The sequence below is a fragment of the Pseudomonas sp. H1h genome, assembly GCF_000633255.1.
GTDB lineage: Bacteria > Pseudomonadota > Gammaproteobacteria > Pseudomonadales > Pseudomonadaceae > Aquipseudomonas.
The window spans coordinates 39,916-54,457 of the sequence record NZ_AYMJ01000002.1; the positions used below are offsets into that span (position 1 = coordinate 39,916).

At 60.4% G+C, this 14,542-nt stretch carries 15 protein-coding genes; 12 read left to right on the forward strand and 3 right to left on the reverse strand.

What is annotated here, in order from left to right; translation table 11 throughout:
* Positions 1 to 47: 47 nt before the first annotated feature.
* The 11 genes from rsfS (at position 48) to U862_RS0101030 (ending at position 10,562) form a co-directional block, all read left to right on the forward strand.
* Positions 48 to 542 carry a ribosome silencing factor gene (gene rsfS, locus U862_RS0100980; RefSeq protein ID WP_007960601.1) on the forward strand — a complete coding sequence of 165 codons (495 nt, stop codon included), beginning with the start codon at positions 48 to 50 and terminating at the stop codon, positions 540 to 542.
* 9 nt (positions 543 to 551) lie between these two features.
* Entirely contained in the window at positions 552 to 1,019 is a 468-nt protein-coding gene (gene rlmH, locus U862_RS0100985) for a 23S rRNA (pseudouridine(1915)-N(3))-methyltransferase RlmH (protein ID WP_003185785.1), read from the forward strand.
* 10 nt (positions 1,020 to 1,029) lie between these two features.
* Complete coding sequence (gene mrdA / locus U862_RS0100990) at positions 1,030 to 2,925, forward strand: penicillin-binding protein 2 (protein WP_025108689.1); 1,896 nt, start codon at positions 1,030 to 1,032, stop codon at positions 2,923 to 2,925.
* A gap of 31 nt (positions 2,926 to 2,956) precedes the next feature.
* Positions 2,957 to 4,060: a rod shape-determining protein RodA gene (rodA, locus tag U862_RS0100995; protein WP_049827977.1), complete on the forward strand. Its 1,104-nt coding sequence runs from the start codon at positions 2,957 to 2,959 to the stop codon at positions 4,058 to 4,060.
* Between the two features lie 17 nt (positions 4,061 to 4,077).
* Positions 4,078 to 5,088 carry a lytic murein transglycosylase B gene (gene mltB / locus U862_RS0101000; protein WP_025108691.1) on the forward strand — a complete coding sequence of 337 codons (1,011 nt, stop codon included), beginning with the start codon at positions 4,078 to 4,080 and terminating at the stop codon, positions 5,086 to 5,088.
* Entirely contained in the window at positions 5,088 to 6,098 is a 1,011-nt protein-coding gene (locus tag U862_RS0101005) for a septal ring lytic transglycosylase RlpA family protein (RefSeq protein WP_025108692.1), read from the forward strand. The genes mltB and U862_RS0101005 overlap by 1 nt, the downstream gene beginning before the upstream one ends.
* A gap of 187 nt (positions 6,099 to 6,285) precedes the next feature.
* Positions 6,286 to 7,443, forward strand: a complete 1,158-nt coding sequence (locus tag U862_RS0101010) for a D-alanyl-D-alanine carboxypeptidase family protein (protein WP_025108693.1) — start codon at positions 6,286 to 6,288, stop codon at positions 7,441 to 7,443.
* 86 nt (positions 7,444 to 7,529) lie between these two features.
* Positions 7,530 to 7,805 carry a DUF493 domain-containing protein gene (locus U862_RS0101015; RefSeq protein ID WP_025108694.1) on the forward strand — a complete coding sequence of 92 codons (276 nt, stop codon included), beginning with the start codon at positions 7,530 to 7,532 and terminating at the stop codon, positions 7,803 to 7,805.
* Complete coding sequence (lipB, locus tag U862_RS0101020) at positions 7,805 to 8,452, forward strand: lipoyl(octanoyl) transferase LipB (RefSeq protein WP_025108695.1); 648 nt, start codon at positions 7,805 to 7,807, stop codon at positions 8,450 to 8,452. Before U862_RS0101015 ends, lipB begins: the two co-directional genes overlap by 1 nt.
* 25 nt (positions 8,453 to 8,477) lie before the next feature.
* Entirely contained in the window at positions 8,478 to 9,476 is a 999-nt protein-coding gene (gene lipA / locus U862_RS0101025; RefSeq protein ID WP_160768663.1) for a lipoyl synthase, read from the forward strand.
* 135 nt (positions 9,477 to 9,611) lie between these two features.
* Positions 9,612 to 10,562, forward strand: coding sequence for an LD-carboxypeptidase (locus tag U862_RS0101030; RefSeq protein WP_025108696.1), 951 nt, complete (start codon positions 9,612 to 9,614; stop codon positions 10,560 to 10,562).
* A 126-nt stretch (positions 10,563 to 10,688) separates the two neighbouring features.
* Here U862_RS0101030 and U862_RS0101035 read toward each other — a convergent pair whose 3' ends face one another.
* Entirely contained in the window at positions 10,689 to 12,011 is a 1,323-nt protein-coding gene (locus U862_RS0101035) for a lytic murein transglycosylase (RefSeq protein ID WP_025108697.1), read from the reverse strand.
* 231 nt (positions 12,012 to 12,242) lie between these two features.
* Between U862_RS0101035 and U862_RS0101040 the strand changes: the two genes are divergently transcribed.
* The gene (locus U862_RS0101040; protein WP_025108698.1) at positions 12,243 to 13,181 is read left to right on the forward strand and encodes a hypothetical protein; all 939 of its coding nucleotides are present in this window, start codon (positions 12,243 to 12,245) and stop codon (positions 13,179 to 13,181) included.
* 11 nt (positions 13,182 to 13,192) lie between these two features.
* On the opposite strand, the gene arfA is transcribed toward U862_RS0101040, so the two are convergent.
* Positions 13,193 to 13,357, reverse strand: coding sequence for an alternative ribosome rescue factor ArfA (arfA, locus tag U862_RS0101045; protein WP_025108699.1), 165 nt, complete (start codon positions 13,355 to 13,357; stop codon positions 13,193 to 13,195).
* A 137-nt stretch (positions 13,358 to 13,494) separates the two neighbouring features.
* On the reverse strand, positions 13,495 to 14,532 hold the full coding sequence (gene holA / locus U862_RS0101050; protein WP_025108700.1) for a DNA polymerase III subunit delta: 1,038 nt from the start codon (positions 14,530 to 14,532) through the stop codon (positions 13,495 to 13,497).
* Between the last annotated feature and the right edge of the window lie 10 nt (positions 14,533 to 14,542).

The window sequence follows — 14,542 nt, forward strand, 5'->3', positions numbered from 1 at the left end:
TCCACGTATCGCCAAGCCGCCGAATATACGAGCAAAACGAGTTTTATATGACTGACAAAGACGTAAGCAAAGTTAAGCGCAAAGGCACGTTCAAGAGCGCTCCGCTGCCGGAAGTCGCCAACACCAACGAGCCGCTCAAGGGCGACGAACTGGTCAAGGTTGCCGTGGCGGCCCTGGAAGACGTCAAGGCACAAGACATCCAGATCATCGATGTTCGCGACAAGCAGAGCATCACTGACTACATGATCATCGCCACCGGTACTTCCAATCGCCAGATCAACGCGATGCTGGACAAGGTCCGCGAAGAAGTCAAAAAGCAGGGCGCCAAGCCACTGGGCGAAGAAGGCAAGGGCGACAGCGACTGGGTACTGCTGGACCTGGACCTGGTGATCGTACACATGATGACCGCCTCGGCACGTCAGTTCTACGACCTGGAGCGCCTGTGGGCCGGTGCCGAGCAAAGCCGTGCGGCAGACGCCAAGCACCACAGCCCGGAAAACACCCACGAGCATTTCACCAAGCTCAACAAAGACCAGCTGTAAGGGATTGCTGTGCGACTGCGACTGATCGCCGTCGGTTCACGCATGCCCAAGTGGGTGGAAGAAGGCTGGCATGAATATGCCAAGCGTCTTCCGTCCGAGCTGGCGCTGGAACTGGTGGAAATTCCGCTCAATACCCGTGGCAAGAACGCCGACGTGGCCCGTTTCATCCGCCAGGAAGGCGAAGCCATGCTGGCCAAGGTCGGGCCGAACGAGCGGATCGTCACGCTGGAAGTCCACGGCAAGCCCTGGAGCACCGAGCAACTGGCGGTCGAGCTTGACCGTTGGCGGCTGGATTCGCGCACGGTCAACTTCATGGTCGGTGGCCCCGAAGGGCTGGCGCCGGAGGTCTGTGCCCGCGCCGATCAGCGCTGGTCGCTGTCGCCGCTGACCTTGCCGCACCCGCTGGTGCGGATCCTGATCGGCGAACAGTTGTACCGTGCCTGGACCGTGCTGTCCGGTCACCCTTACCACAAGTAGTCCTGCCCTCATGTCTCAGCCGATCCGCATCAAGGACCACGAAAAGGACGCCCGCCTGGTGCGTAGCCGCGTCGTGTTCGGGGCCATTGCGGTCATGCTGTTGATCTGCGTACTGATTGCGCGGCTGTACTACTTGCAGGTGATCCAGTACGAGTACCACTCGACGCTCTCGGAAAACAACCGCGTCCATGTGCAGCCGATTCCGCCGACCCGCGGGCTGATCTTCGACCGCAACGGCGTGGTGGTGGCGGACAACCGCCCCAGCTTCAGCCTGAGCATGACCCGCGAGCGCTCCGGCGACTGGCAACAAGTGCTCGACGCGATCGTCGAAGTGCTGCAACTGACGCCCGAGGATCGGGTGATCTTCGAGAAACGCATGCGTCAGGGGCGCCGGCCGTTCGAGCCGGTGCCGATCCTGTTCGAGCTGACCGAAGAGCAGATCGCCCGGATCGCGGTGAATCAGTTCCGCCTGCCCGGGGTGGAAGTGGTCGCGCAATTGGTCCGCCACTACCCGCAGGGCGCGCATTTTGCGCATTCGGTGGGTTACATGGGGCGGATCAACGAGAAAGAGCTCAAGACCCTCGACCCGGTCAACTACAGCGGCACCCATCACATCGGCAAGACCGGCATCGAGCGTTTTTACGAGCCGGAACTGCACGGGCAGGTGGGTTACGAGGAAGTCGAGACCAACGCTCGAGGCCGCGTATTGCGCGTGCTCAAGCGTACCGATCCGATTCCCGGCAAGGACATCGTCCTTAGTCTGGACATCAAATTGCAGGAAGCGGCTGAAGCCGCTTTGGGCGGGCGGCGCGGTGCGGTGGTGGCGCTCGATCCGAAGACTGGCGAAGTGCTGGCGATGGTCAGCCAGCCGAGCTTCGACCCCAACCTGTTCGTCACCGGCATCAGCTTCAAGGCGTACGCCGAGCTGCGCGACTCCATCGATCGGCCGCTGTTCAACCGGGTGCTGCGTGGCCTGTATCCGCCAGGTTCGACAATCAAACCGGCGGTGGCGATTGCCGGTCTCGATTCGGGCGTGGTGACAGCGTCGAGCCGGGTGTTCGACCCCGGTTACTACATGCTGCCCAACTACGATCACAAATACCGCAACTGGAACCGCACCGGTGACGGCTTCGTCGACCTCGACACGGCGATCATGCGTTCCAACGACACCTACTTCTATGACCTGGCGCACAAGCTGGGCATTGATCGGCTGTCGGCCTACATGAACAAGTTCGGCATCGGCCAGAAGGTCTCGCTGGACATGTTCGAAGAATCTCCCGGCCTGATGCCGTCGCGCGAGTGGAAGCGCGCGACTCGCAAGCAGGCGTGGTTCCCGGGCGAAACCCTGATTCTGGGGATCGGCCAGGGCTACATGCAGTCCACGCCGTTGCAATTGGCGCAAGCCACGGCGCTGGTGGCCAACAAAGGCATCTGGAACCGCCCGCACCTGGCCAAGACCATCGAAGGTGCAAAACCGGTGGACGAGAACCCGATACCGGACATCGTCCTGCGCGATCCGTCGGACTGGACCAAGGTCAACCACGGCATGCAGCAGGTGATGCACGGCGCCCGGGGGACCGCGCGCAAGGCGGCGGTCGGTGCGCAATACCGGATCGCCGGCAAGTCGGGTACGGCCCAGGTGGTGGCGATCAAGCAAGGCGAGAAATACGACCGTTCCAAGGTTCAGGAGCGCCACCGCGACCACGCCTTGTTCGTTGGATTTGCCCCGGCCGACAACCCGAAAATCGTCGTCTCGGTGATGGTCGAGAACGGTGAGTCCGGGTCGGGTGTCGCCGCGCCGGTGGTGCGTCAGGTCATGGATGCCTGGCTTCTGGACCAGGATGGTCGGTTGAAGGCCGAATACGCCGGTCCTATCAGTGCGGAGGCTACGGCCCGTGATGAATAATTTTGATCGCATGCTCTCCAGCGAGGATGTGATGCGTCGCCGTGCGACGCTGCTGCAACGTCTGCATATCGATGGTCCTTTGTTGATCCTGCTGCTGATCCTCGCCGCAGGCAGTCTGTTCGTGCTGTATTCGGCCAGCGGCAAGAGCTGGGACCTGCTGGGCAAACAGGCCACTTCGTTCGGCATCGGCCTGGTGTCGATGATCGTCATCGCCCAGTTCGAGCCGCGGTTCATGGCCCGTTGGGTGCCGCTCGGTTACGTGGTCGGCGTGGTGTTGCTGATGGTGGTGGACATCATGGGCCACAACGCCATGGGCGCCACGCGCTGGATCAACATCCCCGGGGTGATCCGCTTCCAGCCCTCGGAATTCATGAAGATCCTGATGCCGGCGACGATCGCCTGGTACCTGTCCAAGCGCACGCTGCCGCCGCAGCTCAAGCACGTGGGCATCAGCCTGCTGCTGATCGGCGTGCCGTTCATTCTCATCGTGCGTCAGCCCGACCTCGGTACGTCGCTGCTGATTCTGGCCGGCGGCGCGTTCGTGCTGTTCATGGGCGGGCTGCGCTGGCGCTGGATCCTCAGCGTGCTGGCGGCCGCCGTACCCGTGGCGATCGCCATGTGGTTCTTCATCATGCACGACTACCAGAAGCAGCGGATCCTGACCTTCCTCGACCCGGAAAGCGATCCGTTGGGCACGGGCTGGAACATCATTCAGTCGAAAGCCGCCATCGGTTCCGGTGGTGTATTTGGCAAGGGCTGGCTGCTGGGCACCCAGTCGCACCTGGACTTTTTGCCGGAAAGCCACACCGACTTCATCATCGCCGTACTGGGCGAAGAGTTCGGCCTGGTGGGCATCTGTGCACTGTTGCTGATCTATTTGCTGTTGATCGGTCGCGGCCTGGTGATTACTGCCCAGGCGCAGACGCTGTTCGGCAAATTGCTCGCCGGTGCGTTGACCATGACGTTTTTTGTTTATGTTTTCGTCAACATCGGTATGGTCAGTGGCCTGTTGCCGGTGGTGGGGGTGCCGTTGCCCTTCATTAGCTACGGAGGAACTTCGCTGGTGACACTGCTGTCAGCGTTTGGGGTTTTGATGTCGATCCATACCCATCGCAAGTGGATCGCACAGGTTTGAATAAGGTGAAGAGTTCAATGCAAGTCATGCGCAGCTGGGCGACTCGTTACGCGCCGTGGGTCGGTCTGGTCGGCATCCTTGGCAGCGCGCAGGAAGCGCTGGCCGGCGATTACGAAGGCTCGCCGCAGGTGGCCGAATTCGTCGGTGAAATGACCCGCGACTACGGTTTTGCCGGCGAGCAACTGATGGCGGTGTTTCGCGAGGCCCAGCGCAAGCAGGCGATTCTTGACGCTATCTCCAAACCGGCCGAGCGGGTCAAGCAGTGGAAAGAATATCGCCCGATGTTCCTTACCGACGCGCGCATTGCCCGGGGTGTGGACTTCTGGCGTCAGCACGAGGCGGTACTGGCCCGTGCCGAGCAAGAATACGGCGTACCGGCACAAGTCATCGTGTCGATCATCGGCGTCGAGACCTTTTTCGGACGTAATACCGGTAATTATCGGGTGATCGATGCCTTGTCCACGCTCGGTTTCGACTATCCTCCCCGTGCCGAATTTTTCCGCAAGGAATTGCGTGAGTTCCTGCTGCTGGCCCGCGAAGAACAGGTCGATCCGTTGACCCTCAAGGGCTCGTACGCCGGGGCAATGGGCTTGCCGCAGTTCATGCCGAGCAGTTTTCGCGCCTATGCGGTGGACTTCGACGGTGATGGCCACATCAACATCTGGACCAATCCGGATGATGCGATCGGCAGCGTTGCCAGCTATTTCAAGCGTCACGGCTGGGTTGCTGGCGAGCCGGTGGTCAGTCGGGCCGATGCCCGTGGCGATCAGGTCGACGAGGGGCTGACCACCGGGATCGAGCCGACAAAGACGGTGGGAGAGTTGCGGGCGCTGGGCTGGTCAAGTCATGATGCGCTGCGCGATGATATGCCGGTTACTGCATTTCGCCTCGAAGGCGACAACGGCCCTGAATACTGGATGGGCCTGAAGAATTTCTACGCGATCACGCGTTATAACCGCAGCGTGATGTACGCCATGGCCGTATATCAACTGTCTGAAGAGCTGGTAAAAGCACGGGGCGTCAAGTAATGCGGGCATTGCCTATCAATAAACCCCTGAAGCTGGTGGCTTTCGCTGCGTTGGCGGTGCTGGTCGCCAGTTGTTCGACCAGTCGCGCGCCAAGTCAGAAAACGTCCTCCACCGCGGTGCGTGCGCAGCCGGGTCTGGACATCAACCGTGCGCATAAAGATGGCGCGCCGTGGTGGGATGTGGATGTTTCGCGGATCCCGGATGCCACGCCGACCCTGCACACCGGCCCGTACAAGGCCAACCCGTACACCGTGCTGGGCAAGACCTATTTCCCGTTGCAGGAATCCAAGACCTACGTCGCTTCGGGCACGGCGTCCTGGTACGGCACCAAGTTTCATGGTCAGAACACCGCCAACGGCGAGGTGTATGACCTGTACGGCATGAGTGCCGCTCACAAGACTTTGCCACTGCCAAGTTACGTTCGGGTGACCAACCTGGACAACAACAAGAGCGTGATCCTGCGGGTCAACGATCGCGGGCCGTTCTACTCGGACCGGATCATCGACTTGTCCTACGCCGCTGCCAAGAAGCTCGGTTATGCCGAAATCGGCACGGCGCGGGTCAAGGTCGAAGGCATTGATCCGCAACAATGGTGGGCCGCGAAGGGCCGTCCGGCGCCCTTGATGCTCAACGAGCCGCAAGTCGCGCAGAATAGCGCCCCGGTGATCACGGCTTCGGCCGGCACTGTCGAGCAATGGACTCCGCCACCGCAGCAGCACGCCTCGGACACGGTTCCCGTACCGATCAGTGCAAAAAAAAACGCTTCTGCACCAGCGTCTGGCCAGTATCTGCAGGTGGGCGCGTTCGCCAACCCGGACGCTGCAGAACTCCTGAGGTCGAAGCTAAGCGGGATGGTGAGCGCTCCGGTGTTCATCAGCTCGATCGTGCGCAATCAGCAGACCCTGCACCGGGTACGCCTGGGGCCGATCGGTTCGCCGGGTGAAATCGCCCAGGTGCAGAACAGCGTGCGCCTGGCCAACCTCGGCTCGCCGAGCGTGGTCACTGAGTAATAAACGTAGTACTTGATTGACGGTTCACTTGCGGTTTTGGGGGGTGGACCAGGTTGTTGGCTCGTCGAAGAACAAAAGCCCGGCAAGGGTGACTGGAGTGAGCAACTGAACACGCGATGGCCCGTTAGAAGGCTGTCTGAATAGTTTTGCCCTCGGGCAAGTTTCCATTAGCGATTTCGAGAGACGGATGAACATCACCACCTTTGCCAAACGCCTGTGTCTGCTAGTCCCGCTGCTCCTCTCGCCAGCCGCCTTCGCGGCCGAGATGATGCCGTCGCCACCTCAACTGGCTGCAAAAGCCTACGTGCTCATGGACGCCAGCAGCGGCAACGTGCTGGTCGAGAACAATGGTGATCAGCGTCTGCCGCCAGCCAGTCTGACCAAACTGATGACCGCGTACATCGCTACGCTGGAAATCCGTCGCGGCCAGATCGGTGAGAACGACCCGGTGACCGTCAGCGAAAACGCCTGGCGTACCGGCGGTTCGCGGATGTTCATCAAGGTCGGCTCGCAAGTGACCGTCAGCGACCTGCTGCACGGCATCATCATTCAGTCCGGCAACGACGCCAGCGTCGCACTGTCCGAGCACATCGCCGGCAGCGAAGACGCTTTCGCCGACCTGATGAACAAGACCGTTACCGATCTGGGCATGACCAATTCCCACTTCATGAACCCGACCGGCCTGCCGAACCCTGAGCACTACTCGTCGGCTCACGACATGGCGATCCTGGCCCGTGCGATCATTCACGAAGACCCGGCTCACTATGCGATCTACTCGCAGAAAGAGTTCTTCTGGAACGGCATCAAGCAGCCTAACCGCAACCTGCTGCTGTGGCGCGACAAGACCGTCGACGGTCTGAAAACCGGTCACACCGACGAAGCCGGCTACTGCATGGTGTCCTCGGCTGTACGTGACGGCCAGCGTCTGATCGCGGTGGTGTTCGGCACCAACAGCGAAGTGGCTCGCGCCGCTGAAACCCAGAAACTGCTGACCTACGGCTTCCGTTTCTTCGAAACCCAGACCTTCTACCAGAAGGGCACCGAACTGGCTCAGGCCCCGGTGTGGAAAGGCACCACCAGTCAAGTCAAGGCCGGCCTGGCTGAAGACCTGACCATGACTCTGCCAAAAGGCCAGCTGAAAAAGCTCGCTGCCAGCATGACCATGAACCCGCAACTGACCGCGCCAATCGCCAAGGGCGACGTGATCGGTAAAGTCGAAGTGAAACTGGACGACAAGGTGGTGCACAGCGCCGACCTGATCGCTCTGGACGCTGTCGAGGAGGGTGGTATCTTCCGTCGCATGTGGGATAGCATCCGTCTATTCTTCTACGGCTTGTTCAACTGATTGAGTGTTGACCTGCATGGCCCCGTTCCCATCCGGATCGGGGCCATGTGCGTTACCACGGCTTACGCTTACGAGGCCGTTACGCCATGACCGATACCGAAGTAAAGGCGCCAAAGATCGAATTTCCCCAGGTTGATTATCCGGTTAAGGTAATCAGCGACACGGGTGTGGGCCACAAGGACAAGATCATCGAGATCGTGAAGAAATTCGCGACCATCAACGATGAGCGTGTTGACGAGCGCCAGAGCACCAACGGCAAGTACACCACCATCCAGTTGCACATCGTCGCAACCGACCAGGATCAGCTGTACAACATCAACAGCGAACTGCGGGCGACCGGTTTCGTACACATGGTGTTGTGATGCCGGGCACGCTGGGCTTTCGCGAACTTGGCCAGATGGCTTACGAGCCGGTCTGGCATGCCATGCAACGCTTCACCAACGAACGCGGCAGCAATGCCGCCGACGAAATCTGGCTGGTCGAGCACCCTCCGGTGTTCACCCAGGGCCAGGCCGGCAAGGCCGAACACCTGCTGCTGCCGGGGGATATCCCGGTGGTACAGGTCGATCGCGGCGGGCAAGTGACCTATCATGGCCCCGGCCAACTGGTGGCCTACCTGTTGCTGGACGTACGCAAGCTGGGTTTCGGCGTACGAGACCTGGTCACGCGCATGGAACAGTGCCTGATCGAACTGCTGGCCAGCTACGGCGTGACCGCCGCCGCCAAGCCAGATGCTCCCGGCGTCTACGTCGACGGAGCGAAAATCGCTTCTCTGGGTTTGCGGATTCGCCACGGTTGTTCCTTTCATGGCCTGGCCCTGAACGTGGATATGAACCTGGAACCGTTTCGACGGATTAATCCCTGCGGCTATGCCGGGCTGGCGATGACCCAGCTGAGCGATCACGCAGGATCGATTGAATTTGCCGAGGTAAGTGCCCGGCTGCGCGCGCAGCTCGTCAAACACCTCGACTATGCTGAGCAGACGACCCTGACGGGCGGAATCGACTGATATGACTACTGATGCAGTGCAAACCATGATCCCGACGCTCGACGTGACCGAGCGCCCGGCCCCGCGTCCCAAGGTTGAAGCCGGCGTAAAGCTGCGCGGCGCCGAGAAGGTTGCACGCATCCCGGTAAAGATCATTCCGACCACCGAACTGCCGAAGAAGCCTGACTGGATTCGCGTACGCATCCCGGTTTCGCCGGAAGTCGACCGGATCAAGAGCCTGCTGCGCAAACACAAGCTGCACAGTGTCTGCGAAGAAGCGTCCTGCCCGAACCTCGGCGAGTGCTTCTCCGGCGGCACCGCGACCTTCATGATCATGGGTGACATCTGCACCCGTCGTTGCCCGTTCTGCGACGTCGGCCACGGTCGTCCGAAACCACTGGACGTCAACGAGCCGGAAAGCCTGGCGATCGCCATCGCTGACCTGAAGCTCAAGTACGTGGTGATCACCTCGGTTGACCGCGATGACCTGCGTGACGGTGGTGCCCAGCACTTTGCCGACTGCATCCGCGAAATCCGCAAACTGTCGCCGAACGTGCAACTCGAGACTCTGGTCCCGGACTACCGTGGCCGCATGGACATCGCTCTGGAAATCACCGCAGCCGAGCCGCCGGATGTGTTCAACCACAACCTGGAAACCGTCCCGCGCCTGTACAAGGCTGCGCGTCCGGGTTCGGACTACCAGTGGTCGCTGACCCTGCTGCAGCGCTTCAAGCAGATGATGCCGCACATCCCGACCAAATCCGGCCTGATGCTGGGCCTGGGCGAGACCGACGAAGAAGTCATCGAAGTCATGAAGCGCATGCGCGAACACGATATCGACATGCTGACTCTCGGCCAGTACCTGCAACCGTCGCGCAGCCACTTGCCGGTGCAGCGTTTCGTGCACCCGGACACCTTCGCCTGGTTCGCCGAGGAAGGTTACAAGATGGGCTTCAAGAACGTCGCTTCCGGCCCGCTGGTACGTTCCTCGTATCACGCCGACGAGCAGGCGAAACTGGTCAAGGCCGAGCTGCTCGGTTCCTGATTCAGCACTGATAGCCTCCGAAAATACCCGCCCTGGCGGGTATTTTTGTTTGCGCCTGCCGAGCACCGAATCTCTTTTGTTTATCGCTGTTCCTGACTACTGTGTCTGCAAGACTTCACACAGGGAGACCCATGGATGACCGTTCGACCGACTCACACCCTTTTTGCACACAAGCCGGTGCCGGCGCTGCCGTCAGAAGGGCGGATCGGCGTGATCGCGCCCGCCGGCCCCGGTGCACTGGACACCGACAAGGCTGTGCAGTGGATGCGCGCCCGTGGTTACGCATTGAAGGTGTTTCCCGGTGTCTACGAGAACGACGGCTACCTGGCCGGCAGCGACGACGTACGCCTCAATGATCTGCATGCCGCGTTCGCCGACCCCGAGGTTGATGCGATCATCTGCCTGCGCGGCGGCTACGGTACGCCGCGTCTGTTGGACCGGATCGACTTCGACCTCCTGAGTCGTCATGCCAAGCCGTTTGTCGGCTACAGCGACATCACCGCCCTGCATCTGGCTATCAGTCGCTACGCAGGTTTTGTGACTTTCCATGGTCCGCTGCTCAATGCTGATCTGCTGGGCGACAAGGAGCCGCCGACCGTCACCTCATTCTTCGCCATGCTGCGTGGTCAATTGAAGGCGGGGAGTGTGCTGAGCCACCCGGTGGCTTATCCGTTGACTACCGTCGAGCCCGGCATTGCCCATGGGCGGCTGCTGGGTGGCAATCTGGCGATGATTGCCTCGACACTGGGGACGCCTTATGAAATCGACGTGGAAGGCGTGATTCTGCTGATCGAGGACGTCAACGAGCCGCTGTATCGCATCGACCGCTTGCTCACCCAGATGCGCTTGGCCGGCAAGCTGGCCAGGTTGCGCGGGGTGCTGGTCGGTGATGTGGCCGGGGTGGAGGTCGAGGCGTTGAACCGCTTGCTCAAACAGACCTTCGAGCCATTGCGGATTCCGGTGCTGTCGGGGTGGCGCAGCGGGCATTGTGATCCGAACCTGACGCTGCCGATGGGCGCCTTGGTCAGGCTGGATGCGGGGAAGCAGGAGTTGATGCTGGAGCAGGATGTAGTGATCAAACTCTAGAGTTTTGTTGCCTGTGTGTCAGTCTTCGGGAGCAAGCCCGCCCCCACATTTGATTTGTGTCGTACACAGAACCAATGTGGGAGCGGGCTTGCTCGCGAAGGCACCATCAGCCATACAACCTGCCAACTATTGAGTGCGCAGGCTCTCAAGCAGCTTATGCGTCGGATACCCGTCCGCTGGCCAGCCAAACGACTGCTGTGCGCTGCGAATCGCTTTACGCGTGTTGGCGCCGATGATCCCGTCCGCCGTGCCTGCATCGTAATTACGCGCACTTAGCAGGGTCTGCAATTCGATACGCTCGGAGCGGCTCAATGGCAGATCATCTTTTGGCCAGCTGCCATTGATCAGCCCACCACCGTTGAAGCGCTCGGACAACAGGCTCACCGCCAGTGCATAGGACGAGGAGTTGTTGTACTTGAGGATCGCCCGGAAGTTGTCGAGGATCAGGAATGCCGGGCCACGGTAACCGGCCGGCAGCAGCAAAGCCGCAGACAGCTGTTCCGAACCGACCGGGGCCTGACCGCCATTGGGCAGGATCACCCCCAGTTGACGCCATTCGGCAACGCTCTTGCGAATTGCGCCGTCGGCCAGGGTGTAATTGAAGCCGCTCGGCAGTTGCACTTCGAAGCCCCACGGCTGACCGCGCTGCCAGCCGGAGCTTTGCAGGTAGTGCGCGGTAGAGGCCAGCGCATCCGCCGGGCTGCCCCAGATGTCGCGGCGACCGTCACCGTCGAAATCCACGGCATGGGTGTTGTAGGTGGTCGGAATGAACTGGGTCTGGCCCATCGCACCGGCCCACGAGCCCAACATCTTCTCCGGAGTGATATCACCCTGTTGCAGGATTTGCAGGGCAGCGATCAGTTGCGCATGAGCGAAGGCCGGGCGGCGGCCTTCATAGGCCAGGGTCGCCAGTGAGTTGATCACCGACTTGGTGCCCTGGAACTGGCCGAAATTGCTTTCCATGCCCCACACCGACACCAGCGCCTGACGATCCACACCATAACGCTGCTCGATGCTTTGCAGGATGTCGGCGTACTGACTGATCAGCGCCTGACCCTTGCGCACCCGCAGCGGCGACAACGCGCCGTCGAGGTATTCCCACACCGGGCGGGAGAATTCCGGCTGGCTGCGGTCGGCGCGGATCACGCTGGCATCGAAGCTGACATTGGCAAAGGCGCGGTCGAATACATCCGCGCGAATACCGGCGGCGAGGGCATCCTTGCGGAAACCTGCCTGCCATTCGGCAAAGGTCTGGGTCGGTTGAATATCGAGATTGTCGCCGGACGGCACTACCGGCGGGATGATCGCTGGGGCCGTGACTGCGGGGACGGTCTGTAACGGTTGCGCATCGGCGGCGGTCGGTTTTTCCGCACAGGCGACAAGCAGAATGAAGCTGGAGGCAGCGATCAGCTGGCGAACGGGCCAACGACGGGAAAGACGAAAGGGCATGCACGGTTCCAGGGAATACTATTCAGGTACAGACCTTAACATGCCGGCCCTGAAAATCGGGATTCGGTACGGGAATTTGATCAGCGACAGGCCCGTATGCGGGTCACCTTATTCCTTTCCTTGCACGCTGTTCAACTGTCATATCTGACAGTTGTCGAGGGATCATTATCGGAGGTTAACTCGCATCTTGTGGCTGATTGCCTCGGCCTGACACCCACCGAGACTATTGAAATGAAAAAGCTACTGTTGCCCATTTTAATAAGCGTGCTGGCTGGCTGTTCGTCGCAATCTACCTCTGTGCAGAATTCATCTGTAGATAACAATATCGCAGCGGCAAGTTCGGTGCAGTCGATGGCTACCAACGCTACCGGCCCTGAGCTGGCAGCTGAGTTGACCCGGCGTTATCGCGATACTCGTGTCAACTGTGGCAAGGACTCCATGCCGGCATTCCTCTGCTCAGGTATTTTGCTTCGAGGCACGGCGCGGGCTGCCGGGTTTGATGTGTGGGACCCCAGCCCCACCGCGATAAGGGTGGGCGGAACATCATTTTCCTATGTTCGCTCCGACTACAAAATGCGGCGTATGGCGTTCACCTATAACAAGGGGCTGATTTTCTATCCGGTTCTGAGCTTGCCGGCGGGAAAGGAAAAAATTGAGATTTTGTGTTTCTTCCCGATCGATGGAAGTTCCGACTTACGTACTTCAAATGGATGCGGTGAAATAGCGGGGAGCCCCGGTACGGTAGCTTGTGCTGCGCAGAATATTCGTACGGGTGAGCAATGGGCGGCGAACTATCTCAAATATGCCCCTACGAGCCACAACTACCGTGGTGTATGCAGTTTTGATGTCAGGGACGCGGCCAATAACCTGGCAGGGCCGAACTTTTATCAGGGGATGATCGGGGGCAGGGCAATATCACCAAGAGCGTTTGAAGTCCCCAATGATGTGAAGCTCAAGACCTGGGCGCCGGGCCTGGCGAAGACGTTACCGATCGAGGCGTTTTTCTACTATGTCAGGGATGGCAAGTCCGGCTTGGCGGACGTCCAGATCGATCAGCGTCGATTCAAGGAGCTGACGGGTATTTCGATTCCGATCATCAAGACCACCTTTCCCACAACACTGGATGAAAGCATGACCTTCGTTTATCAGGCGGGGGATCAGACAAACTAATGACCCGACTTTCAGGCAGCCAGAAAGCAAGAAGCCTCCCAGCTATCAGACTGGAAGGCTTCGCGGCGGTAGCTGCCCTTGCCCTTGGTCGGTCGTTCCTGGCGGCTGCGGAACAGGGGTTGGGCGATGATGGATTTGGCCTTGTTCGGGCCATGTTTCGATGGCTTTTTGCTCATGCTGGATCTCTCGGTGGGTGGGTGTTGCGGGGCGAATAATCTGCCGATATCAGGCGTCTGTCTATAGGACAGATGTAGAGGCGAGGTGTAGGAAAAAAGATCAAAAGATCGCTGCGGCACGCTGCGATCTTTTACTTTTATTCAGCAGGCAAAGACAGACGCTGCCCGGCCATCAACAACGCCAATCGGCTCAGGCTCATCCACGGCGAACCGGCAGCCTGGCCCTTGATCTGCGCATCGATGCGCTGGGCTTCGAGCAACAACTGCGCCCAGCGTGGCGCCGAGTAGCGTTGCAGGGCTTTGCTCATCAGCGGTTTGCGCTTGTCCCAGACCGGTGGTTTCGCCTGGCTGAAGCACTTGTCCAGCGGCGTGCCCTGGCTGTACTGCAGCGAGATATTGGCCAACAGGCGCAACTCCCGCGCCAGCGCCCAGAGAATCACTGGAGGTTCGACGCCTTCACCGCGCAGGCCTTCGAGCATGCGCAGTGCATGGGCCGGTTCGCCGTTGAGCACGGCGTCAGTCAGGCCGAACACGTCGAAACGGGCGCTGTCAGCCACCGCGGCCTGCACGGTTTCGACGGTGATCTGCCCACCTTCGGCCATCAGCTTGAGCTTTTCGATTTCCTGCGCAGCGGCGAGCAGGTTGCCCTCGACGCGTGCGGCAATCAGTTCGACCGCGTCCTGACTGGCCGATAAACCGGCCTGCGACAGACGCTGACGAATCCAGCTCGGTAGCTGATTGGCATCCACCGGCCAGATCTGGATGAACTGGGTCTGCTGACCTTCGACCAGCGCCTTGCCCCACTTGGTCTTCTGCGCACTGCCGTCGAGCTTGGGCAGGCTGATCAGCAGCACCGTGTCTTCAGCGGGGCGCGAGCAGTATTCGATCAGCGCCGCCGCACCCTTGTCACCGGGCTTGCCTGACGGCAAACGCAGTTCCAGCAGGCGTTTTTCGGCGAACAACGACATGCTGGCGCCGGCCTGCAGCAACGTACCCCAATCGAAATTGGCGTCGGCGGCGAACACCTGGCGTTCGTCGAAACCTTGCTGGCGGGCGGCACTGCGGATGGCGTCGGCGGCTTCCTGGCACAACAGCGGGTCATCGCCGCTGATGATATAGACGGGCGCAAGCGCGCCTTGCAGGTGTTTGCCGAGTTGAGCGGGAGCGAGCTTCATAAGAGAGGGC